The sequence below is a fragment of the Vibrio sp. 1731 genome, assembly GCF_033339955.1.
Taxonomy (GTDB): Bacteria; Pseudomonadota; Gammaproteobacteria; order Enterobacterales; family Vibrionaceae; genus Vibrio; species Vibrio alginolyticus.
The window spans coordinates 1-22,471 of record NZ_JAWOVO010000002.1 but is presented as its reverse complement, the minus strand read 5'-3'; the positions used below and the strand labels follow the sequence as shown (position 1 = coordinate 22,471).

At 45.0% G+C, this 22,471-nt stretch carries 17 protein-coding genes and 1 pseudogene; 11 read left to right on the top strand and 7 right to left on the bottom strand.

The genetic code is table 11. The features are described from left to right. Nucleotides 1–32: 32 nt before the first annotated feature. Nucleotides 33–1,136, bottom strand: coding sequence for a mechanosensitive ion channel family protein (locus R7035_RS02835; protein WP_005375107.1), 1,104 nt, complete (start codon nt 1,134–1,136; stop codon nt 33–35). 300 nt (nt 1,137–1,436) lie between these two features. On the opposite strand from R7035_RS02835, the gene R7035_RS02830 reads away from it, so the two are divergent. After that, nucleotides 1,437–1,784: a helix-turn-helix domain-containing protein gene (locus R7035_RS02830; protein ID WP_005375109.1), complete on the top strand. Its 348-nt coding sequence runs from the start codon at nt 1,437–1,439 to the stop codon at nt 1,782–1,784. A gap of 90 nt (nt 1,785–1,874) precedes the next feature. On the opposite strand, the gene lldD is transcribed toward R7035_RS02830, so the two are convergent. After that, complete coding sequence (gene lldD, locus R7035_RS02825; protein ID WP_213891083.1) at nt 1,875–3,014, bottom strand: FMN-dependent L-lactate dehydrogenase LldD; 1,140 nt, start codon at nt 3,012–3,014, stop codon at nt 1,875–1,877. Between the two features lie 314 nt (nt 3,015–3,328). Further along, nucleotides 3,329–5,020 (bottom strand): L-lactate permease, encoded by a 1,692-nt coding sequence (locus R7035_RS02820; protein WP_005375111.1) that lies wholly within the window; start codon nt 5,018–5,020, stop codon nt 3,329–3,331. A 162-nt stretch (nt 5,021–5,182) separates the two neighbouring features. On the opposite strand from R7035_RS02820, the gene R7035_RS02815 reads away from it, so the two are divergent. Together R7035_RS02815 and R7035_RS02810 are read left to right on the top strand one after the other, a co-directional pair. Beyond that, a complete protein-coding gene (locus R7035_RS02815) occupies nt 5,183–6,082 on the top strand; it encodes a LysR family transcriptional regulator (protein WP_005375112.1) in 900 nt (299 codons plus the stop codon). A 120-nt stretch (nt 6,083–6,202) separates the two neighbouring features. Next, a complete protein-coding gene (locus R7035_RS02810) occupies nt 6,203–8,236 on the top strand; it encodes a prolyl oligopeptidase family serine peptidase (protein WP_005375113.1) in 2,034 nt (677 codons plus the stop codon). A 242-nt stretch (nt 8,237–8,478) separates the two neighbouring features. Here the strand turns inward: R7035_RS02810 and R7035_RS02805 are convergent, their stop codons facing one another. Both R7035_RS02805 and R7035_RS02800 read right to left on the bottom strand, forming a co-directional pair. Then, nucleotides 8,479–10,110, bottom strand: a complete 1,632-nt coding sequence (locus R7035_RS02805; RefSeq protein WP_318145951.1) for an ABC transporter ATP-binding protein — start codon at nt 10,108–10,110, stop codon at nt 8,479–8,481. 85 nt (nt 10,111–10,195) lie between these two features. Further along, nucleotides 10,196–10,693 (bottom strand): hypothetical protein, encoded by a 498-nt coding sequence (locus tag R7035_RS02800; protein WP_005375116.1) that lies wholly within the window; start codon nt 10,691–10,693, stop codon nt 10,196–10,198. Between the two features lie 187 nt (nt 10,694–10,880). Between R7035_RS02800 and R7035_RS02795 the strand changes: the two genes are divergently transcribed. The 3 genes from R7035_RS02795 to R7035_RS02785 all read left to right on the top strand — a co-directional run bounded on the left by R7035_RS02795 (nt 10,881) and on the right by R7035_RS02785 (nt 16,520). Beyond that, nucleotides 10,881–13,241 carry a Lon protease family protein gene (locus R7035_RS02795; protein WP_054574916.1) on the top strand — a complete coding sequence of 787 codons (2,361 nt, stop codon included), beginning with the start codon at nt 10,881–10,883 and terminating at the stop codon, nt 13,239–13,241. Between the two features lie 293 nt (nt 13,242–13,534). Next, nucleotides 13,535–15,163: a methyl-accepting chemotaxis protein gene (locus R7035_RS02790; protein WP_005375120.1), complete on the top strand. Its 1,629-nt coding sequence runs from the start codon at nt 13,535–13,537 to the stop codon at nt 15,161–15,163. A gap of 397 nt (nt 15,164–15,560) precedes the next feature. Beyond that, a complete protein-coding gene (locus R7035_RS02785) occupies nt 15,561–16,520 on the top strand; it encodes a porin (RefSeq protein ID WP_064354918.1) in 960 nt (319 codons plus the stop codon). Between the two features lie 124 nt (nt 16,521–16,644). Here the strand turns inward: R7035_RS02785 and R7035_RS02780 are convergent, their stop codons facing one another. Then, a complete protein-coding gene (locus R7035_RS02780) occupies nt 16,645–17,391 on the bottom strand; it encodes a flagellar brake protein (RefSeq protein WP_042521645.1) in 747 nt (248 codons plus the stop codon). Nucleotides 17,392–17,518: 127 nt separating this feature from the next. Between R7035_RS02780 and R7035_RS02775 the strand changes: the two genes are divergently transcribed. Both R7035_RS02775 and R7035_RS02770 read left to right on the top strand, forming a co-directional pair. Continuing rightward, nucleotides 17,519–17,794 carry a GNAT family N-acetyltransferase gene (locus R7035_RS02775; RefSeq protein ID WP_005375124.1) on the top strand — a complete coding sequence of 92 codons (276 nt, stop codon included), beginning with the start codon at nt 17,519–17,521 and terminating at the stop codon, nt 17,792–17,794. Beyond that, nucleotides 17,791–18,768, top strand: coding sequence for an ecdysteroid 22-kinase family protein (locus R7035_RS02770; protein ID WP_262651723.1), 978 nt, complete (start codon nt 17,791–17,793; stop codon nt 18,766–18,768). The genes R7035_RS02775 and R7035_RS02770 overlap by 4 nt, the downstream gene beginning before the upstream one ends. 46 nt (nt 18,769–18,814) lie before the next feature. Here R7035_RS02770 and R7035_RS02765 read toward each other — a convergent pair whose 3' ends face one another. Then, nucleotides 18,815–19,315 (bottom strand): GNAT family N-acetyltransferase, encoded by a 501-nt coding sequence (locus R7035_RS02765; RefSeq protein WP_017820512.1) that lies wholly within the window; start codon nt 19,313–19,315, stop codon nt 18,815–18,817. Between the two features lie 395 nt (nt 19,316–19,710). On the opposite strand from R7035_RS02765, the gene napG reads away from it, so the two are divergent. The 3 genes and pseudogenes from napG (at nt 19,711) to R7035_RS02750 (ending at nt 22,372) form a co-directional block, all read left to right on the top strand. Further along, complete coding sequence (gene napG / locus R7035_RS02760) at nt 19,711–20,481, top strand: ferredoxin-type protein NapG (protein ID WP_005383947.1); 771 nt, start codon at nt 19,711–19,713, stop codon at nt 20,479–20,481. Next, entirely contained in the window at nt 20,481–21,335 is an 855-nt protein-coding gene (gene napH / locus R7035_RS02755; protein ID WP_262651712.1) for a quinol dehydrogenase ferredoxin subunit NapH, read from the top strand. Before napG ends, napH begins: the two co-directional genes overlap by 1 nt. 105 nt (nt 21,336–21,440) lie before the next feature. Further along, a pseudogene (locus tag R7035_RS02750) lies at nt 21,441–22,372 on the top strand (IS5 family transposase). Nucleotides 22,373–22,471: the final 99 nt, after the last annotated feature.

Below are 22,471 nucleotides of genomic sequence, written 5' to 3'. Positions count from 1 at the left end.
AGCGGGCTTGATTATTTGGGTATTGGTGAGAACTAGAAGCCGTGATCTTCTTGCTCTTCCGCTTTTACCATTTGTATAGGATCAAGCTTAAGCGTCTGAGTAGGGAACGCGATATCTGCATCGTGTTCTTTAATGATGTTGATTACCTTAAGCAGTATGTCCTGCTTAACCTCATGGTATCTCACCCAATTCACGGTTTTAGTAAAGGTATAGATAAAGAAGTGCAATGATGATGGACCGAATGTATCGAAGTTGACGATAAGTGTTTGGCGTGCATCAATGTCTTTGTGATTTTTCAGCATTTCTTTTACCGCGGTGATAATTTGCGGCATTTTTTCAGCATCGTCGTAACGAAGTCCAATTTTTTCGTAGATACGTCGGTTCAGCATGCGAGATGGGTTTTCTACGACAATGCTGCTAAACACTGAGTTTGGCACATACAGTGGACGCTTATCGAAAGTTCGGATAATGGTCATACGCCAGCCAATGCGTTCTACCGTCCCCTCTATTTGTCGGTCTGGAGAACGGATCCAATCGCCAACTTTAAATGGACGATCGAAGTAGATCATAAGACCTCCAAAAAAGTTAGACAGCAAATCCTTCGCCGCTAAACCGACGATCAAACCACCAACACCACCGAAGGTAAGTAGGCCCGATAGTGACAGACCAAATGCCTGCATTACGGTTAGAATTCCGACGGTAATAAAGAACAGGCGCGCGACCTTAGCTATCGCTTGTACTGTTGTTTCATCTCGGTTCTTTTGTTCGAGAACATGCTCTTCAACATTGGTAATGAGCCGCATAACGGTCCATACGAAGATGCTGATGATTAAAATCAGTTTCAGCGTACTTAACCAGTTTATTTTATCGTTGAGCTCGCTCTCTAATATGATGCCGATAGAGACGGTTGCAGGCCAACACCAAATGAGTGTACTGACTGGCGCTTTTAGCGCATCAAGCAACATGTCATCCCAGTGGAAGGGCGTTTTCTCTACGAGCGCAGCGAGGCGAGAGCGAATCAGCCGCCAAGCTATCCAAGCTATAAAGCTAGCGAGCGTAATGAAAAGGACGCTTCCACTCCAATTTTGATGAGACGTTTCAATGTAGCTTTGTAATTCGGTAAACCACTGTGGCATATGTAACTTATTTCTAGTGAACCATGGAAGGAAAGGTAGCAGATATTACTCCTTCACCCCAGTGATTTCCTTTAAATCATTTACTTATGTCTAAACCGCCGAGATGGACTTTTCCTTCCAATGACAAGAGAGTTACCTTTACGTTTTGCTGAGCGACCGCCTCATGCATGTTCAGAGGTACGCTACCAATGATTGAGGGTTGATATTTGGACGATCAATTATAACTTCTCTGACTTATCGCTAACATTTATCTTAAGTAAGTGTGAGAGTGTATTGACTCTTGAATTAGCGGAGGCAGATATGGAATTTACAGAGCTGGATCGAAACGCGCTCTACGACATCTGGATGTCACAAAAAGCCAAAATGCACATCACTCAAATGGAAATGGCGAAGCGCCTTGGTTTGAGTCTACACGAGTTTTCTGGCTTGTTACGTGGTAATTCTCCACTGACGCTAGGTTTTGTAAAACAGCTATGCGAGCAGCTACATGTACGTCCTGGTCAGGTGATTCCGTCTTTGACGGAGCGTGATCTATCTGCATCTGGTACCGTTTATTTACAAAATCGTGTGACGGTGGATGGCGATATCAGTAACGTGTTTATCGACGGAAACCAAGTCGTGATCGAGTACGTTCACCAAGTTAGCTAGCTTGCTCGTCAAATTATCGGGTTGAAGAGCAATAAAAAACGAGCCACTGTTGGCTCGTTTTTTCGTTTCTGTTTTGCTCGCTTGCAAAGATTATGGGATTTTCACTAGCGAATCGTGTGAAAGATCCGCGATAGACTTAGCGCCAGTCAGCGTCATTGCTACACGCATTTCTTTATCGTACAGATCCAGTAGATTTTCAACGCCTGCTCCGCCTTGTGCTGCCAATGCGTACACAAATGAACGGCCAAGAAGCGTACAGTCTGCACCAAGTGCGAGCATACGAACGACATCAAGACCAGTACGAATACCAGAGTCTACGAAGATCTTAAGATCACCTTTTACCGCATCCGCAATGCTTGGTAGTGCTTTAGCACTTGAAAGTACGCCATCTAACTGACGGCCACCATGGTTAGATACCACAATGCCATCTGCGCCGAAACGTACCGCATCTTTCGCGTCTTCTTCATCTAGAATGCCTTTGATAACCATTGGGCCATCCCAAAAATCACGAATCCACTCAAGATCTTTCCAGGAGATAGAAGGGTCGAAGTTTGCGCCTAACCAGCCGATGTAATCTTCTAGCTTTGTTGGTTCGCCACGATAAGTTGAGATGTTACCTAAGTCGTGCGGTTTACCAAGTAGACCCACATCCAGCGCCCAGCTTGGGTGGCGCATCGCCTGGAGTACACGACGCATGGCCGCGTTAGGGCCACTCATACCTGAGTGCATGTCACGGTAACGTGCGCCAGGAACTGGCATATCAACGGTAAACACCAGCGTTGTTACGCCTGCTGCTTTTGCACGCTCAAGTACGTTTTTCATAAAGCCACGGTCTTTAAGCACGTAAAGCTGGAACCACATTGGTCGTTCAATTGCAGGTGCGACTTCTTCAATCGGACAAACCGAAACAGTCGACATAGTAAATGGGATGCCTTTTTTCTCGGCTGCTTTTGCTGCTTGCACCTCGCCTCGGCGCGCGTACATACCAGTTAGACCAACAGGAGCTAGCGCGATTGGCATTGCCAGTTTCTCACCGAAGATCTCGGTTTCGAGGCTCAAATCTGTCATATCGCGTAGGACGCGTTGGCGAAGAGCGACATCACCTAAATCGTCAGTATTACGCTTCAGCGTGCGTTCGTCGTAAGAGCCGCCATCAATATAATGGAATAGAAACGGGGGAAGCTTGGCTTTCGCGGCAGCGCGGTAGTCAGTAGAAGCTGAGATAATCATAATGGTGTCCTAGCGGTTATTCTAAGCAAAGTTGTGGAGCAATTTGCTCTTTCGTTGAGCCTTCATCGCAAAGCAGTGAAGACATCAAAATGAGTATAGTTACCTATGGTTCACTTACGTTTGAACCGGTGATGTTGGTAACCCATTTACATAATTGGTTGAAAAATTTTTTAAATCACTCAATCAGTTATGCAAACTGGAAAGAGTGACACAGCTGTCGGGGGAATTGATGTAGCAAGCTAAATCAACATGTCGGGGTAGTAGTGCAGACAGCTGTGTCAAATTAGGCAGGGCTGCAAACCCTGCGTTTCGCGTTACTTCATTAAGACATCTGTCATTTGGAAGCCATAAATCAGCACCAATCCAATAATGCCTGTCATTACAATGTAGTAGAACGTAGGGATAATCGTCTTACGCAATGTTGCGCCTTCTCGACCAAGCAAACCTACCGTGGCTGATGCGGCAACAACGTTGTGAATCGCAATCATGTTACCTGCGGCAGCACCGACGGCCTGGAGTGATACAACAATCACACTCGAAATAGACAACGTTTGTGCCACTTCGAATTGGAACTGGCTGAACATCATATTTGATACCGTGTTTGAGCCAGCGATGAACGCACCCAGTGCACCAACGGTGGCACTCAGCGCTGGGAACGCAGAACCAACAAGGTCAGAGGCGAAGTTTGCGGTTGTGACGGGCATACTTGCTAGGTCAGCACCGTTGATGCCTGAGTTGATAAAGATACGAACCATCGGAATGGTAAATACCAAGACAAAACCCGCCCCAATCAGTGTTTTGCTTGACTCGCCAAACGCTTCACGCAATGGCTTTACACTACCGCTTTGTAACATTGCAGCAAGTAGTGCGACAAACACCAGAATGCCTCCAGGAAGGTATAACGGCTGAATCGCAGCGCTAACGCCAGTCTCACCAAGAATGTTGCTGAACGACAAACTTACGCTTTGTACAAAGCCTTTCAGCTCAGGGCTTACGCGGCTTGCGACGAGAATAACTGCCAGCATTACATATGGAACCCAAGCTTTTACGATGCTCATTGGCTTGCCCGGATTGTCGTTTAGATCGACTTTTAGCGAGCCTAACCACTCTGCAGGCCACTTGTCTTCGCTTTCGAAATCCCACTTAGTCTTTGGTACTAAGAAGCCTTTTTTCGCTGCGGTAACAACGATAGACAGACCAACCAAACCACCGATAAGTGAAGGGAACTCTGCGCCCAAGAATACGCCGGTTAACGCGTATGGAACGGTGAAAGAGACACCAGCGAATAACGCAAATGGTAGAATATCCAGGCCTTCACTCCAGCTTCTGTTCTTGCCGAAGAAACGTGTTAACATCATCGCCATTAATACCGGGATCATCGTACCTACGACTGCGTGAATGACAGCAACGTGTGCTGTGATATCTTGCAGGTACATTTCCCACGTTGCACCTTGTGCGGCCAAAGACTCACTGATGTTATGGGTGTCTAAACCTTTGTTTACACCTACGATGATAGGCGTACCCACCGCACCGAATGAAACAGGCGTTGACTGAATCATCATGCCCATTAGGACAGCGGCTAGCGCAGGGAAGCCGATTGCAACCAGTAGTGGTGCAGCGATTGCTGCAGGGGTACCGAACCCAGATGCGCCCTCAATGAACGAGCCAAAGCACCAAGCAATGATGATGGCTTGCACACGGCGGTCAGCCGAAATATCGGTAAATCCATTACGGATAGTGGTGATCGCTCCAGTGTGTTTTAAAGTGTTGAGCAAGAAGATGGCACCAAACACGATCCATAGAACAGAGACAGTAATGCCTAGCCCTTGGAATACAGAAGCCAGTACGCGATTGGCTGACATATCCCAAAACATTAGTGCGATAGCGACGGTTAGACCGAACGCAACAGGCATGGCTTTTTTAGCAGGCCAGTTGAGACCAACCAATAAGATGGCGGCAACAACAATTGGCGAAAATGCCACTAGGGCAAGTAGGGTTTCACTCATTTGTACATCCTTCGTACGCTGACTTCTCGAACGGTGTCAATCCGCTGTAGAGGCGACTTTTTGTTGTAATGGTTTTGTTAATTTGGCGTGAATTTACTCCTTTATTTTTTGTTGATATAGGGAAATAATGAAAATAATTAATTCCAAAAGTGACATAATGGTATGAGAGCAGACGACTTAATCCTATTTTCTCAAGTAATCGAACTTGGCAGCTTTAGTAAGGTTGCAGAGGCAAATAACCTTACAAATTCGGTAGTTAGCAAAAGAATGGCGAGGTTGGAGGAAGAAATAGGGGCTCAGCTATTATATCGAACAACGCGCAAATTAACCTTGACCGAGGCAGGTAAGGTGTTACTCCACAGTGCTAAAAATGTGAAGCAGGCCACTCAGGAGGCTATGGATGCTGTTGCAGGCTTTGGAGAGAATGTGAGCGGTCATATAAAAATGTCCGTGCCGTGTATCTCTGGAGATTTGATACTTGCTGATGCTGTTGCCGAATTTTGTAACCTTCATCCGGGTCTGACCGTGGACATGTCATTGGATAATCGCTTTGTCGATTTAGTGGCTGATGGTTACGATTTAGTCATTCGAACTGGCTACCTAGCCGACTCCAGTTTGATCGCACGACATATTCTCGATTCCCAATGGGTGGTATGCGCGTCACCTTCTTATATTGCGAAAAATGGGAAACCGATCGAGCCGATTGATCTCACCACGCACAATTGTCTGCAATACGCTTACCAAACCACAGGTGCAACGGATTGGGAGTTTAAAGGAGAAGATGGCAATTACATCGTCAAAGTATCGGGCTGCTTTTCTACTGATAACGCGACCGCATTACGTAAAGCCGCTCTGGGCGGCCATGGTATAGCTTACGTCCCGCGATGTTTGGTGTATCATGATATTCGCAATGGCCAACTGGTGGATATTTTTCCTGAACTAGTAGGTAAAAAGTTGGGTATCTACGCGGTGTATCCGTTTACTCGTCAACCACCGAACAAAGTGAAGCTGCTTATTGAGCACATTCGTGACCGGTACTTAACGATATCTCATTATTTCTAGGTTCTTCATAGATTTAAAACAATGTCGTTGAAATCAAAATTGGGTGCTCTAAGGTAATCACCGCAATAAAACGATTGAAGATAAACAACTTAATAAAAACAACGGAGTAACACGGACGTTATGCATTACCCAAAAACACGTAAAGATTCTGTCGTGGACACTTATTTTGGTCACGACATTGCCGACCCTTATCGCTGGTTAGAAGATGATCGCAGTGAAGAAACCGCACAATGGGTTTCGGGTCAAAATTCGGTCACCTTCGATTTCCTTGGTCAGATACCGTACCGCCAACAAATCCGTGACTTAGTGGCGAACAGTCAAAACTACGAAAAATATTCCCAGCCATTTGTACGTGGTGACTACACCTACTTCTACAAAAACGACGGTTTGCAAAACCAAAGTGTATTGTATCGACGTAAAGGCGAGGGAGAAGCCGAGGTTTTCCTTGATCCAAATACTTTCTCCGAAGAGGGCACGACCTCTCTTGGCGAAGTCAGCTTCTCTAAAGACTACCGTTTGGTCGCGTATTCCATCTCAGAAGGGGGCAGTGATTGGCGTAAGATCTTTGTCATTGATACGGAAACCAAAGAACAGCTAGAGCCTGAGATTGTTGATGCGAAGTTTACGTCGATTTCTTGGCTGGGCAGCAAAGGCTTCTATTACTCAAGCTACGATAAGCCGCAAGGCAGCGAGTTGTCTGCTCGAACTGAGCATCACAAGCTTTATTATCATGAACTTGGTACACCTCAATCTGAAGATAAAGTGATTTTCGGTGAGTTGGATACGCAAGTTCATCGTTATGTGTCTGGTACGACGACGACAGATGATCGCTTCCTCATTATCTCTGGCGCAGAATCTACATCGGGTAATCGTCTGTTTTATATTGATTTACAGTCTGAGTTACAGGCAATTGTGACGCTGCGCGAGACAACGCAAGGAGACACCTACTTAATTGATAGCCAAGACGCAACCTTGCTGCTTTACACCAACCTAGACGCGCCGAATGGCAAAGTTGTCAGCTACAACACTCAGACAGAACAATGGGCTGACGTGATTGCTGAACAAGAACAGCCGTTAGAAATCAGCAAAGGTGGCGGTTATCTGTTTGCGACTTATATGGTAGATGTGCTTTCTAAAGTGCAGCAGTTTAACTACCAAGGTGAGTGGATTCGAGATGTACAATTGCCGGGAGAAGGCACGGCTTATGGTCTGGCGGGTAAAAAAGAAGAAACCACACTTTATTACACATTCACTAACTACGTGACGCCTCCGACGATCTTCTCATTTGATGTCGAATCTGGTGAATCGACACTGTTTCAGGAATCAAAGGCACCGTTCGATCGTAATGAGTATGAATCAAAACAGGTGTTTTATACCTCAAAAGACGGCACGCAAGTTCCGATGATCATTTCATACAAGAAGGGAATTGCACTTGATGGTAGAGCACCAACCATGTTGTATGGTTACGGCGGTTTTAACATCAGCCTCACTCCAATGTTTTCTGGCAATGTGTCCAACTGGCTAGAACTGGGTGGTATTTACGCTGTCGCCAACATGCGAGGCGGCGGTGAATACGGTAAAGCTTGGCACAACGCAGGCACTCAGCAGCAAAAGCAAAACGTGTTTGATGACTTTATTGCGGCGGCGGAATACCTGATTGAAAACGACTACACGAGCTCGGATCGCCTAGCGATTCGCGGTGGTTCTAATGGTGGTTTGTTAGTTGGAGCGTGTATGACGCAACGCCCTGAACTATTCAAAGTCGCGCTGCCTGCGGTTGGCGTGCTTGATATGCTGCGTTACCACACGTTTACGTCTGGAGAAGGCTGGAAGTATGACTATGGCACGTCTTCGCAAAGCGAAGCGATGTTCCAATACTTGCTTGGCTACTCTCCTGTTCACAATGTAAAAGAAAACGTGCAATATCCTGCGACATTGGTGACAACCGCCGATCACGACGATCGTGTGGTTCCAGCACATTCGTACAAGTTTATTGCGGAGCTGCAAGACAAGCAGCAAGGCGCTAATCCAGTATTGATACGCATTGATGTTAATGCCGGTCATGGTGCAGGAATGCCGCTGAGTAAGCAAATTGACCTCACCACAGACGTGTATGCATTTACGTTACATAATATGGGTATTGAGTCGATTTAATGCCCTAGTTGTTCGAAGCTTCTGAGAATAAAAAAATGCCGCGACAGTGTCGCGGCATTTTTCATGGTTGGGGGAACTCAATTCATACTGTTTGCCAGTATTTGAGCCAGGTTGACTAAGTCTGACTCTTGAACCAACCAGTCTCGGCGGCCAAACCGAAAGGCAGCTACGCCATTCTTAAGACAAGATGAATTTATCACCTTTTCTTAATCCTAGTTTATGAATATGAAACTGTGATGAACCTAAGCCGCATTGTGCTGATTTTCACTGTTTTCAAGATCAAATGAGACATCTATCAGTTTTTTCGTGTAGTCATTTTTAGGGTTTTGGAAAATCTTTTCGGCCGTACCTTGTTCCATGACCTCGCCCTTTTGCATGACTAGAACACGATCAGAGAGTGCTTTAACTACTGATAGATCGTGGCTAATAAACAAGTAGCCAATATTGTGTTTTTTCTGCAAATCTTTCAGGAGATCAATCACAGTCAGTTGAACCGAGCGGTCCAATGCAGAGGTTGGCTCATCAAGCAAAATAAACGAAGGCTCAAGAATTAGTGCTCGCGCGATAGCAATACGCTGACGCTGGCCTCCCGAAAACTCGTGTGGATAACGGTTGATGGACGCGGGATCTAAGCGAACCTCTCGAAGCACGTCGCGTGCTTTCTGCATACGTTCTTTTTTACTCAACATTGGCTGGTGGACAGTTAATCCTTCAGTGATGATCTCGCCGATAGTCATACGAGGAGAAAGCGAACCATAAGGGTCTTGGAATACCATCTGAACGTCTTTTTTCAGCTCAAAACGTTCTTTGTTTGTCAGCAAGGCCATATCTTGGCCTTTATATTCTATTTTGCCAGTTGAGGGCAGTAGACCTATCAAAGCTCGGCCGAGTGTAGACTTACCTGAACCGGACTCCCCAACGATCCCGAGGGTCTCTCCTTGTTTAAGCTCAAGAGAAATGCCTTTTACCGCTTCGAAGTACTCATTCTTGCTCGCAATAAAATGCGACTTTACCAAGAATTTGACTCGTATATCGTCAGCCTTTAACAGCTGCGTAGCACTTTCGCTAATAGGCTCCTTACTGCCTTTAGGAATCGAATTGATTAGCATACGTGTGTATTCGTGCTTTGGGTCCTTGAAGAGTGTTTGTGTTTCGCCTTCTTCGACGACTTCTCCTTTACACATCACAATGACACGGTCTGCAAAGTGTTTTACGACGCCTAAGTCATGAGTAATAAATAGGATTGCCATGCCCATCTGAGCCTGAATTTCTTTAATCAGGTGCAACACTTCTGCTTGAACCGTGACATCCAACGCCGTTGTTGGTTCGTCGGCGATCAAAATATCGGGCTCGTTAATCAGTGCCATCGCAATCATGATACGTTGCAATTGACCACCAGAAAATTCGTGTGGGTACTTGTTGTACGCTTTTTCTGGGTTTGGCATATGAACCAATTCAAACAGCTCTAACACCTTTGCTTTTGCTGTTCGTTTGTCGACCGGGCGGTGACACATGATGGCCTCAGCGACTTGGATACCCACCCGCATGTACGGGTTTAGTGAGGTCATCGGCTCTTGAAAGATCATGCCAATGCGATCACCGCGAATACTTTGCATTTCACGCTCTGTTTTATCCAAGATGGAGCTACCCTCAAACATGATGGATGAGCTTTCACGCAAAATAGCGTTGTCTGGCAGTAGTTTCATCAGTGCATTGGTTGATACTGACTTGCCAGAGCCAGATTCGCCAACGATGGACAGCGTCTCGCCTGCTTTTAAATCGAAGCTAACATTCTTTACTGCATCGACGATACCATCGTTTGTCGTAAAGCTGACTGATAGGTTGTTCACCGAAAGAATGGTTTTAGAAGACATCACAGATCCTTGTGGTTGATAAAGCAAATGATACTCAAGTAATGGACAGCACAAACCTAGTTGTCCTCAATGCTTGAGCTTTAGATTAATTATACAGGTGAGAAGGCGAAGATTTTGCCGAACTCATTGCTTGCAAATGTAAGAACTGCTCATGTGCGCGCGTTACGTGCTCGAGTTCTATCATCCATTGAGCATTACGTTGGGCAGAGCAAAATGCCGCCATGTGAGCTAACAAGTCTTCGCTCTGTTGACCAAGTAGGTGACCTACGCGCTCAATCAGTTCATGGCTCTCTAGCTGCAAAAATTGAAATAGCGCGTAAGTTTGATTGAGTATTGAGAACGCATCATGCTGTAAGCCGAGTTTGTTGAGAATCTCTGATTGCGTCACGCTGGCATCTCTAAGCCCCGTAATGAGACATACAAACTGGCAAGGTTTAGTTTGTGCATTTTCTAGCGCTAGATGAATGTGGTTGGGTAGATTGTTGAGCACGTCGTCATATAAACGATGAGCTTCTGGCCAATGGCCTTGTTCCATCAGTTGCTCCGCTTTTAAGTAGCGCATCCAGCATTGCTCAATATTCATATCCATCTCCACAACATTTGATTTGTTTAGATATTAAATGAAATTGATTATCAATTGCAAGTGCGTGTTAATATCACTTATGTGTTCATAAAATGTCCAATCAATCTAGGGTGGAAGGTAAATCACTTAAAATTAAGCAAATAATCTCTACACTCAAATAACGAAAATAAGAAAAAAGGAAGTGGATATGGCAATACTAAGATTGGAAGCTAAGCAGCTATATTCTGTAGCAGATCTAGAGAATATGCCATGTAAGTCGACCAAGGAGTTACCTCCAATTGATGAAATCGTGGGCCAAGAGCGCGCGCAAAAAGCGGTCGAGTTTGCGATGTCCATCAAAGAGAAAGGGTATAACATCTACGCCATTGGTCAGAATGGGCTAGGTAAACGCACCATGATCTTGCGCTATCTGAATCGTCACCAGCACGATGCAGCAGCCCTGTTTGATTGGTGTTACGTTGCGAACTTTGAGGATACCCGTACACCAAAGGTATTAAAGCTGCCTTGTGGTATCGGAAATAAGCTACGTGTTGATATTGAAGCTTTAATGGGCAAATTATTAAATGCTTTACCCCTAGCATTCGACAATGAAATGTACTTTAGCCGCGCTGAGCGATTAAAAAATCAATTGGCAGCTAAGCAACAAAACGAGCTGGATCGTATTAGTCGAGAGGCAAAAGAAAAGGGCATCAGCCTAACACTGACTACGCAGGGGGATTATCAGTTTGTCGCCATGAACGGTGATGAGCTTCATACGGAAGAGTCTTTTGATGTACTAAGCAAAAAAGAACAAGAGCAATTCAGCGATGCTATTGATGAACTCGAAGTGCGATTGCGCTCGATGGTTCGTGAGCTTACGGAGTGGGAAGAGACATACAGCGATAAAATCAAAAAGCTCAATGATGAAGTGACGCTTGATGTGATTACTCACTTCATCAAAAAACTCAAAGTGGATTACGCGCAATATTCCGAAATCAAAACCTACTTGACTGAGCTGCAAAAAGATATTGTTGAAAACGCAGATATCTTCCTTGACCAAAGTGGCGAGCAAGGCGAAATTGCGACGGCATCCTTGGATAAAAAATTGCCACGTCGTTATAAAGTGAATGTCTTGGTAAGCCGTAAAAGCAGCGAATTTCCTATCGTTGTTGAAGAAAACCCCAACTATCATTCACTCTTCGGGTCGATTGAGACTGCCACTTTCAAGGGAACGGTGTTTACCGACTTCTCGCTGATTCGTGCAGGGAGCTTGCATAAGGCGAATGGCGGCGTTCTATTAATGGATGCTCAGAAAGTACTTGAACAGCCTTACGTTTGGGATGGTTTGAAGCGCGCATTGCGTGCTCGTCAATTGAGTTTTACGTCTCTAGAAAAAGAAGTCACATTGACGGGAGCGGTATCACTCGATCCTGAACCGATTCCGCTTGATATCAAAATTATCTTATTTGGTGATTACCGAACTTACCAATTACTCCAACATTACGATCCAGAGTTCAGCGAGTTGTTCCGTGTGACGGCAGATTTCGAAGACGAAATGAAACGTACGCCGGAGTCTGAGCTGCATTACGCGCGCTTTATCTCTAGCGTGGTGCATGACAACAATATGCTGCATTGCGATCGCAAAGCCATTGCTCGGATCATCGAATACAGCTCACGTTTGTCTGGCGACCAATCCAAGCTATCTCTACATTCGGCTAATATCGCCAACTTGCTTCGAGAGTCGAACTACGTTGCTCGTCAAGCCAACTCCAACATGATCCGTATTGGGCATGTTGAAGAGGCGCTCAATAACCAAGAAATGCGAGTAAGCCGATTACGCGATAACGTAATGGAAACCTTTATTAACGGCACAACGCTGATTCGCACCGAAGGAGAAGCCGTAGGCCAAGTGAACGCACTTTCGGTATTGAGCACTAGTGACTACATGTTTGGTGCACCGAATCGCATCACAGCGACGACGTGTTACGGTGATGGGGAGGTTATCGATATCGAGCGCAGCGTGGATTTGGGGGGCAGTATTCACTCTAAGGGTGTGATGATTTTGTCTGCCTACTTATCTTCCGTATTTGGTAAAACGGCACGAGTGCCATTAACGACAACCATTACCTTTGAGCAATCTTATGGTGGTGTTGATGGTGATAGTGCCAGCATGGCTGAGTTATGTGCGGTTGTGTCTGCTTTTTCAAAGCAACCAAACCGACAAGACATTGCGATAACAGGGTCGATGAATCAATTTGGTCAAGCTCAGCCTATTGGTGGCGTAAACGAAAAGATCGAAGGCTTTTATGATGTGTGTGTAATTAAAGGTCGTCATGACGGGCAGGGGGTCATTATTCCGCGCTCTAATGTTCACAATCTAATGCTTCGTTCCGACATCGTGAAAGCAGTCGAAAAAGGCGAGTTTAATATTTGGGCGATTGACCATGTTACTGAAGCTATCGAATTGTTTACGGGGAAAGTTGCTGGTGAGCCAACCGATGAAGGCTCTTATCCAATCGATACCATTTTTGGCCTTGCTCAAGCTAAGCTCAATTCGTTGAGAAAATAGGCTGAAACCGTCCTAAATGTGAATGTATCTCATCATAAGTGATCATAATTTATCATAACGACAATATCCCGACGCCACTGTCGGGATATTGTCAATAACAGATTGAAAATGGAGAGTTTTTGTACTAGACAAAAGTGTGATCGACCTCTAATATTCGCCACTTGTTTATTCGTCTGGGATTTATCCCGTCGCAAGGAAGCATAGATATTCAAACTGCCGAAAAGTAACGTTGTTATAGGCACTGCTCGAGTTTGTTTGGATATAGACATCACGCATACAACTGAGGCCCTGTCATGCAGTTATCACTGAAAAATTTGTCAGTACGAACGCAAATTTTGGTTCCGGTATTATTTACCGCGATTGTTTTGTTTATTGCTCTTTGGATTACTAAAAACAATCTTCAAGCAGAGCAAGATGTTATTGCTTCCAACCAAGAATCTTTGGTTTTTCACAAAGACACATTGGCGAGTATTGACGACCAAATTTACCCTCTGCGCATAAGCGCGGTTTACGCTATTTACGATGCTTCTCGTCGTGAGAATTTTCTAACCGAATTGAAAGAAGGCTTAAAGCAAGTTGATGCCGATTTAAGCGCAATTGAAGCCCGAAATCTATTCCGTGACGATGCCGTTAAAGTTCGCCAAGCAATTGAATCCTATGTGCGATATTCAGAGCGCTCAGTTGCTTTCTTCAACCAATACGATCAAGGTTTGAAATCGGATAGCGAGTACCGTGCATTTGTCAAAGAGTATCGCAATGTTGGCCGAGAAATGGTCCAACAAATTAACACACTATCAAAGCATGTAAACGAGCAAGCTGAACAATCTACTATCAGAAGTCATCAGCAAAATGAACGTGTGCAAAATAACGCTATGTTGACGGTTTTAGCGGTATTTGCTTTCTCATTGATAGGCGCTTGGTTCCTATCTGGCATGATTGTTACACCAATCCAAAAGCTGCAAGAAGTGATGCGTCAGTTAGCAATGGGTAATCTATCAGTACGTGCAGATGTCGATGGGGACAATGAGATCTCTAAGCTGAGCAAAGATGTAAACCAAACCGCAGAGCAGTTATACAACACTGTGGACCAGTTAACCCGTATTAGTGAGGAAGTTGCATCTGCATCGACCGAATTAGCTGCGGTAATGACGCAAGCGGAAGCGAACGCTCAACAAGAGTTGGCGGAGATCGAGCAAGTTGCATCTGCGGTTAATGAGCTTGCAAGCACTGCGAATAATGTGAGTGATAACGCGACCTCTGCTGACGCAACTGCGCGTGAAGCTGATGGACTTGCTCAATCAGGTTTGGCCATCTTCCAAGAAAGTGCGGAAGCAAGTGCGCAAATGTCTCAAGCATTGAACGATGCAGCGCAAGTTGTTTTGCGTCTAAAAGAGCAATCTGTACAGATCAACGATGTTATTGAAGTGATTCGCGGCGTATCTGAGCAGACCAACTTGCTAGCATTGAATGCTGCGATTGAAGCGGCGCGAGCTGGAGAATCTGGTCGTGGTTTTGCGGTAGTAGCTGATGAAGTACGCATGCTAGCAGCTCGTACTCAAGACTCGACACAAGAGATCCAAACGATCATTGAAGAGCTTCAAGCGCAGTCTGGGCTGGCGAATGACAGTATGCAAGTCAGCCTTGATATGCTTAGCCGCAACAACGAGCTGACGCAACAAGCGAATGAAGCGTTGGTTGGAATTACCGAGTCGGTCGCCAACATCAACGATTCAAACACGCAAGTAGCAACCGCAGCCGAAGAGCAGTCTCAAGTTACTCAAGATATCAATCGCAACGTGGTTAACATGTCGGAGCTTGTAAACCAAAACGTAGCGGGCATCAGCCAAAGTGCAAGTGCGAGTACTGAGCTTTCATTACTTGCAGAGAAGCAGAAAGAGCAATTAAGTTTCTTTAAGCTTTAATTCATCATCTACTTATCAAATCTCTAAATCCCTGAGTGAATGCTCAGGGATTTTTTTGTTTGTAATAATCGGATTTATTATCAATAAGTCTATCTAAAACAGTCAGTTAACAAGATTTTTTTGCGGGCAATATCACGTTTTGTGATATTGTTTTTACATTTTTTTCGTCAATTTTTTTTTGACGCGAACATTTTTTTTAACTCAACCGATAACTTGATGGTTGAGAGGTATTCATATCGTCATTTTAAGTGGTGTTTTCTTCTATAAGTGCTGTTTATTCAACACGTTGCGTGAAAAATAACAGCTGCTACTATGCCGCCAGTTTTCTCGTTGGTACAGAAAAGTCCTGTTTTTCTGGTGAGAAAACACATATAAAACAATGATATGGAAAATAACAATGAAATTAAAAACTTTAGCTGTAGCAGTGGCGCTAATGGCATCAGGATCTCAAGTTGTCGCTTCAGAACTATACAACCAAGATGGCACTTCTCTTGAGATGGGCGGCCGCGCTGAAGCGCGTCTTTCTATGATGGATGGTAAGGCAGAAGACCGTACTCGCATCCGTCTTAACTTCCTAGGCAAACAGGAAATCAATGAAAACCTATACGGCGTTGGTTTTTGGGAAGGTGAGTTCAAAACAAAAGAAGAAGGTGCCGTAGATAACAATAGTGATCTTGAAACTCGTTACGCTTATGCAGGTCTGGGTGGCAAATACGGTGAAGTAACTTACGGTAAAAACGACGGCGCACTAGTGGTTCTTACTGACTTTACTGACATTATGGCTTACCACGGTAACACAGCAGCACTTAAACTGCCTGTTTCTGACCGTACAGATAACATGCTGTCTTACAAAGGCCAATTCGAGCAACTAGCTGTACGCGCTAGCTACCGTTTTGCTGATCGCACAACAGATGCACAAGGCTTTACAGACAACGAGGAAGATGGCTTCTCTCTATCTGGTGTTTACGCGTTTGCTAACACTGGTTTTGAACTAGGTGCTGGTTACGCAGATCAAAACGACAGCGATGAGTTCATGCTGGTAGCTGCATACTCTGTAGGTGACTTCTACTTCGCTGGTAACTACACTGGCGCGGATATGGATGTTGCAGGTAAGACTTTTGATTACAAAGGCTACGAACTAGCCGCTGCTTACACTATGGGTCAAACTGTATTCACTTCTACGTTCAACAAAGGTGAACTAGAAGACGCAGATACTGTAGAAAACCTAGCTGTTGATGTAACTTACTACTTCAAGCCTAACTTCCGTGGCTACGCATCATACAACTTCGATCTAATGGATAACGAAGGCGCGGCTGAAAAAGATGAGCTAGCGCTAGGTCTACGTTACGACTTCTAAGTCATGACTCTTATCTAAGATACTGCCTTATTCTTAGTAAATAAAAACCCCTTACTGAAAAGTAAGGGGTTTCTTGTTTTCTAGCACTTCAAAGCTTCTTGATAAGCGATAGGGGTGATCAAATCTATCTTTTTAGTGTGAGCTTAGTACCATCAAATTTGAGGTGACTGAGGAGGTTTTTAGCGTTGTTTTTACCAACCTCATCAAACTCCATTCCGTAGCGAGCATAGTGCGTTGATTTTTGTAAATTACAAATACGACCTCGCAACGGCGCTAGCATACGACTTTCTCCGGGCATCGTTAGATCCAATGAAACGTGGTCACCAACCTGAAGTGGTCGGCTCATCGGTGATGTTACAAAACGACAGCCACTACGAGATAAATCTCTTATTTCGCATTCAGTTCGATAGGCTTCTAAACAAACACGCGCTCTCAAATTTACTTCGTAACGCACTTCTTTGCGAAGCTGAAAGACCTGCATAGTGTTGGGTAGGTCTAGCACCAAAATTGGGTACGGATCGCCTAGTCGATGCTGCAATTGGGCCCGAAATGGGATAACGGCCCCTTCACCTCGATGAGAGTAGGCTTTTACATTGATCCAAAAGCCTTCCTGAAAATAGAACTTCAAGTCTTCATCGGAGATGTTCGGAACCTCTATCAATGCAGTATTATTTGAGTGACAGCCAACAAATGTGCTGGTTGTAATAAACTTTGTACCAACGGGGGTGGTGACGTTTAAGCTCACTTCACTGCCGTGTTCGACCATTGCCATTGCATCGGTGCTATTTAATGTACTTGCCTGACGTTCTGGTGCCTTCTTGCTTTGCAGAGGTAGCTTGCCGTCTCTGGCAATTGGGCTCATATTTCTCATTATAATTGTCGTACCTGATGTAAGAAGGTAATCGCGTGAGGCGAAGCAGCACTCTCGCATGGTATCGATTTTATTCAGTGATATAGTTTGATTCAATCAATCTGTAACAAAAATTAGAGAGCAAGATATGCATAAAGTAACTCATGAGACCACGAATAGTACATTCTGGGTTGATTTAGAGCAGGGTTATAAAGCCAAGGTGATTTATCAGCTTAAGGGTAATGTCATGCACATTACATCAACGGTTGTTCCTGAAGCACTGCGAGGTAAGGGGTACGGAAAAGTGATGATGGAAGCGGTGTTGCCAGAAATTGAGTCACTCGGTTATCAAATCAAACCAGTTTGCCCATATGTTATTCACTACATGGAGAAGAACCAAACGTGGTCACATCTGCTCACATGATGAGTAACAACCACCAACGCTACCAAAATATTGGCCAGGAACTCAATCTCGGTAATTACCGCTCTGTAGAAGTCATACAATCGCTATGGGGAGGCTATGGGGAGTTAGTCCGAGTTACTTATTCTACTGGTTCAGTGATCATTAAGCATGTAAAACTCCCTAAGCCTTCAGAGCATCCTAGAGGCTGGAATACGGACCGTTCTCATCAAAGAAAGTTGCACTCTTATCAGGTGGAAGTGAATTGGTATGAGTATTTTTCCGGAGGGGTGGATACTCGCTGCCGAGTACCACAAGGTCTAAAAACGTTCCAATCGGAGAATGAATGGCTCATTGTGATGGAAGATCTCGCCGAGGTGGGCTTTCCAAAAGTCATCACAGATGCACAGCTAGAGCATCTACAAGCCTGCCTCACTTGGTTGGCGAACTTTCATGCGCGATACATCGATGTTCGTTCGGATAAGTTGTGGCATACCGGAACATACTGGCACTTAGCAACCAGACCCGACGAGCTTGAAGCATTGCAAGACACTGAGCTACAAAATGCGGCTCAATTGATTGATCAAACGCTTTCGCAAGCTAAGTTTAAAACACTAGTACACGGTGATGCCAAATTGGCGAACTTCTGTTTTGATGAAGAAGAATCAAGCGTTGTTGCGGTTGACTTTCAATACGTTGGATGTGGGTGTGCAATGAAAGATGTGGCACTGTTTATGAGTAGCGCCGTTAAGCCAGAACGTTGTGCAGAGATGGAAGTTTGGGTTTTGGATACGTATTTTGCTCAGTTGCAACACGCGCTAATTGTCTATCAACCGAATCTTGACCCTAATGAAGTCGAGCGTGAGTGGCGTCCTTTGTTTGCTGTGGCTTGGGCAGACTTTCAGCGATTTGTGAAAGGTTGGAGTCCCGACCACTGGAAGATCAATCCCTACACAGAAGCATTGAATCGCAGAGCGTTGGCTTACTTACGAAAGTGAGTCGAAGTTTAAAAAGAAAAGCCTCCAATTAGTAGGAGGCTTTGTTTTATCTTTGGCCTGGTCTGATGCGCGCCATGTAATAGGTATTGATGAATTCACCATCACGGAAGGAACCGTCAATCGCTTCACCCTCAATTTGAAATCCATGCTTTTTATAAAGCCCAATGGCGGCGTCGTTATCGGCATTGACCTCTATCTGAATTCTTCTCACATTTAACCAGTTATCTGCTAGTTCAGTGACTGTTTCTATCAATTTGCTACCAATACCGAGTCCGTGGAAACTATCATGTACTCCGATGCCAAACGATGCCGTGTGCATCGTTCTTGGACGTAGAGAGTGGTGAAAGCCAATATTTCCGACGACTTTACCATCAATTTCAGCGACATAGCTATAAACACCATCAGGTATGTTTGACAATCTTTCCACCCACATCGCGAGCGAAGGCTTTGGGAGTTGCAGGGTTTCACGTTGTGCTTTTGGTTGTGAATAGATTTCTACGAGTGCCGCTGCGTCTTCGACGGTCGTTGGACGTACGATAATTTCCATGCCTCTCTCCTTCGCTTTTTAGTTTTAATTTTTAATCTAACCACAGTTTTCTTATTTGGATAGTGTTTTTTTATGTTTAATGGATAAATGCCTTTTAAATTAGCTTGTTATGATGTCATTTTTTGAATTTTTAGTAGTGATTTGTCATCGAATTGAGCGAGTAGATTGCAAAGGTGTTGAATTATTGTACTGAGAATGGCGCGTACTGCAGAGTATCGTGGTGAATTTCATGTCGCAGTAAATAAACGCATTTAGTCAAACTGTGACGACGGCACTGTGCGTCAGTTGACTTGAATCAATAGAGGATGGGGTTACCTCCTATGAGGTATAGGGAAACGACACGTTTAGGGCTATTTATGCTTAACTTGATAAGGGAGTTTTGTTGAGGAAATAGCATGAAATCCTCTCAGTCTAAAATATCGCAAAGTCGGCGCCGATTTTTGCGTGATACAGCTCGAACTGCGGCTGGTGTTGGCGCAGCTGCGTGTGTATTGGGCTTACAATCGCTACAAAGCCAAGCTCGAGAAACCAAAGGTGTGCCTATTCGTCCGCCTGGTGCACTGCCGGAAGGCGATTTCGAATCAGCTTGTATTCGATGTGGCTTGTGTGTTCAGGCATGTCCTTACGATACCTTGAAACTTGCGACATTACTTTCACCCGTCGCGACTGGCTCACCTTACTTTACTGCACGCGATATTCCCTGCGAAATGTGCGAAGACATTCCTTGTGTTGTCGCTTGTCCGAGTGGGGCGCTGGATCCGAAACTAACCGATATTGATGATGCTCGAATGGGTACAGCGGTTCTTATTGACCATGAAACTTGCCTTAACTGGCAAGGGTTACGATGCGACGTTTGTTATCGCGTTTGTCCGCTGATTGATGAAGCCATCACATTAGAGATGGTTCACAACGACCGAACCGGTTATCACGCCAAACTTATCCCAACAGTGAATTCCGAAGTGTGTACCGGATGCGGTAAGTGTGAACAAGCGTGCGTGTTGGATGTCGCTGCTATTAAAGTCGTCCCGACGGATTTGGCGAAAGGCAAAGTGGGCAGCCACTACAATTTTGGTTGGAAAGAGATCGACAAACCACTCGAAAATATCCTCCCTAGTGAGACGCCTGTACCGGAAGGTGCGCTTGAATCGCTAAAAGGAGGTAAGTAATGGCAAAGAATTTAGCTCAAAATGCTGGCAAAGAAGCGCTTGAAAAGCTTGGTTGGTGGCGCGCGCATCGGTTTTTGATTTTACGTCGGCTATGTCAGTTCACCATCATTGCGCTGTTTATGGCTGGGCCGACGCTGGGAATTCTAACTGGTAATCTGTCATCAAGTATGTTGCTCGATACCGTGCCGTTAAGTGACCCGTTAATTGTGCTTCAAGCTTTGGCGACAGGGCATGTTCCGGAGTTTAATGCGTTGTTAGGCGTAGTGATTGTCGTTGCGTTTTACGCGATTTTGGCGCCGCGCGCATTTTGTGCTTGGGTGTGCCCGTTGAACATCGTGACAGACTTGGCGGCGTGGTTGCGTCGAAAGCTCAACATTAAAGCGAGCTATCGTTGGTCTCCCGTGATTCGTTATTGGCTGATCCCTGTTTTGATGTTGGGCAGTGCGCTGTCTGGCGCAATTCTTTGGACATGGTTAGATCCAGTGGCGGCACTGCATCGCGGGTTGGTGTTTGGTATGGGCGCAGGTTGGGTGTTGATCGCCCTGGTGTTCGTGTTGGATTTACTCTTGGTTGAGCATGGGTGGTGTGGGCACTTATGTCCACTGGGGGCTACCTATGGCGTGATAGGCCGAAAAAGCCTGTTGCGCGTTACTGCTGTTCGCCGCGAAGATTGCACCAAATGCATGGATTGCTTTTACGTTTGCCCAGAACCAGAAGTGCTTCGGCAGCCTTTGAAAGAGGGAGATCGTCGAGTTATGGATCAAAACTGCATAAGCTGTGGCCGTTGCTTGGATGTTTGTCCAGAACATGTGTTTGAATTTAAGAATCGTCTAACAGTAAAGAATATCGATTAAGTTACTGAGCCTCATCACTGGCGTTTTACCTATTTCTCTCGATATTTCAACATCGCGCTTAGCCAAGGAATTGAGTGCGATGTTTATCTTCATAACAATATCCCTATGCCGAAACCTCGTTATAAAACAACTAACGGGAAACAGTACAACATAGCCCTAATCAACCGTAGTTCACTTATTTTCTGGATTGATGAAGAGACCATAAGAAAGTGGAAGCAAAGCAAAGCAAAATAGAATAAGTGTGGTAGGCTCGTCGATTCAGTGATTTAGCAATTCCTACAGCACTCATCGTAAAATTCGTTTTCTATATGCAATTGAGGGAAAGCAAGATTTTCTAGACTCAGCATTTAAGCTGGCTAACACCCCGTTGTTTGTCCCCACTACACTTGTTTAAGCCGTCGAGCTAAGGAAGTTGAGGTTTAATTTAAAACCAAAACCAGGGGAGCAATACAGCACTAGCCATTGATGCCACAGGTTTCAAGGTTTATGGTGAAGCTGAATGGAAAGTCAAGAAGCATGCTACTGACTGGAAACACTGAATATGGCGTAAGTTGCCCATCGCAGTAGATACAAACTCTCACGAAATCGTCGTAGCATAGCTGAGTTTATCTAACGTAACCGATGTCGAAGTGCTCCCAAACTTGCTAAAGCAGACACGTCGTAAAATTATTGAGATATCAGGTGATGGGGCTTATGACATAAGGGGGGCTGAATTAAGTGAGCGGTTCCGCTCATCCCGCCACGAGAAGGAGCGGCCTTCTGGGAACGTGGGCATCCTCACAATTTAGCGGTAGGTTGTCAGAAACTTTACGGCTCAAACATGAAGTGGAAAAAGCTGCATGGCTATCATAAACGCTCGCTATCAGAGACAGCAATACACCGAGTGAAACAGTTGTTGGGTGGGAAACTTAGCCTCCGAAATTGCAACGCTCAGGTTGGTGAGATTTACACAGTGATTAAAAGCGCTGAACAAGCTTACAGGACTTGGTCTGCCTGAAATTCAGTGTGTTGTATCAAATTTACTCAAGTTTAGGTAGTTTGATTTCTCGTCTGAATTACGCAACATATATGGACGCACCTCAGGATGCAATGGCTAATTGAATGATACGGTCGCTAACATATATCCGACGTCTTTC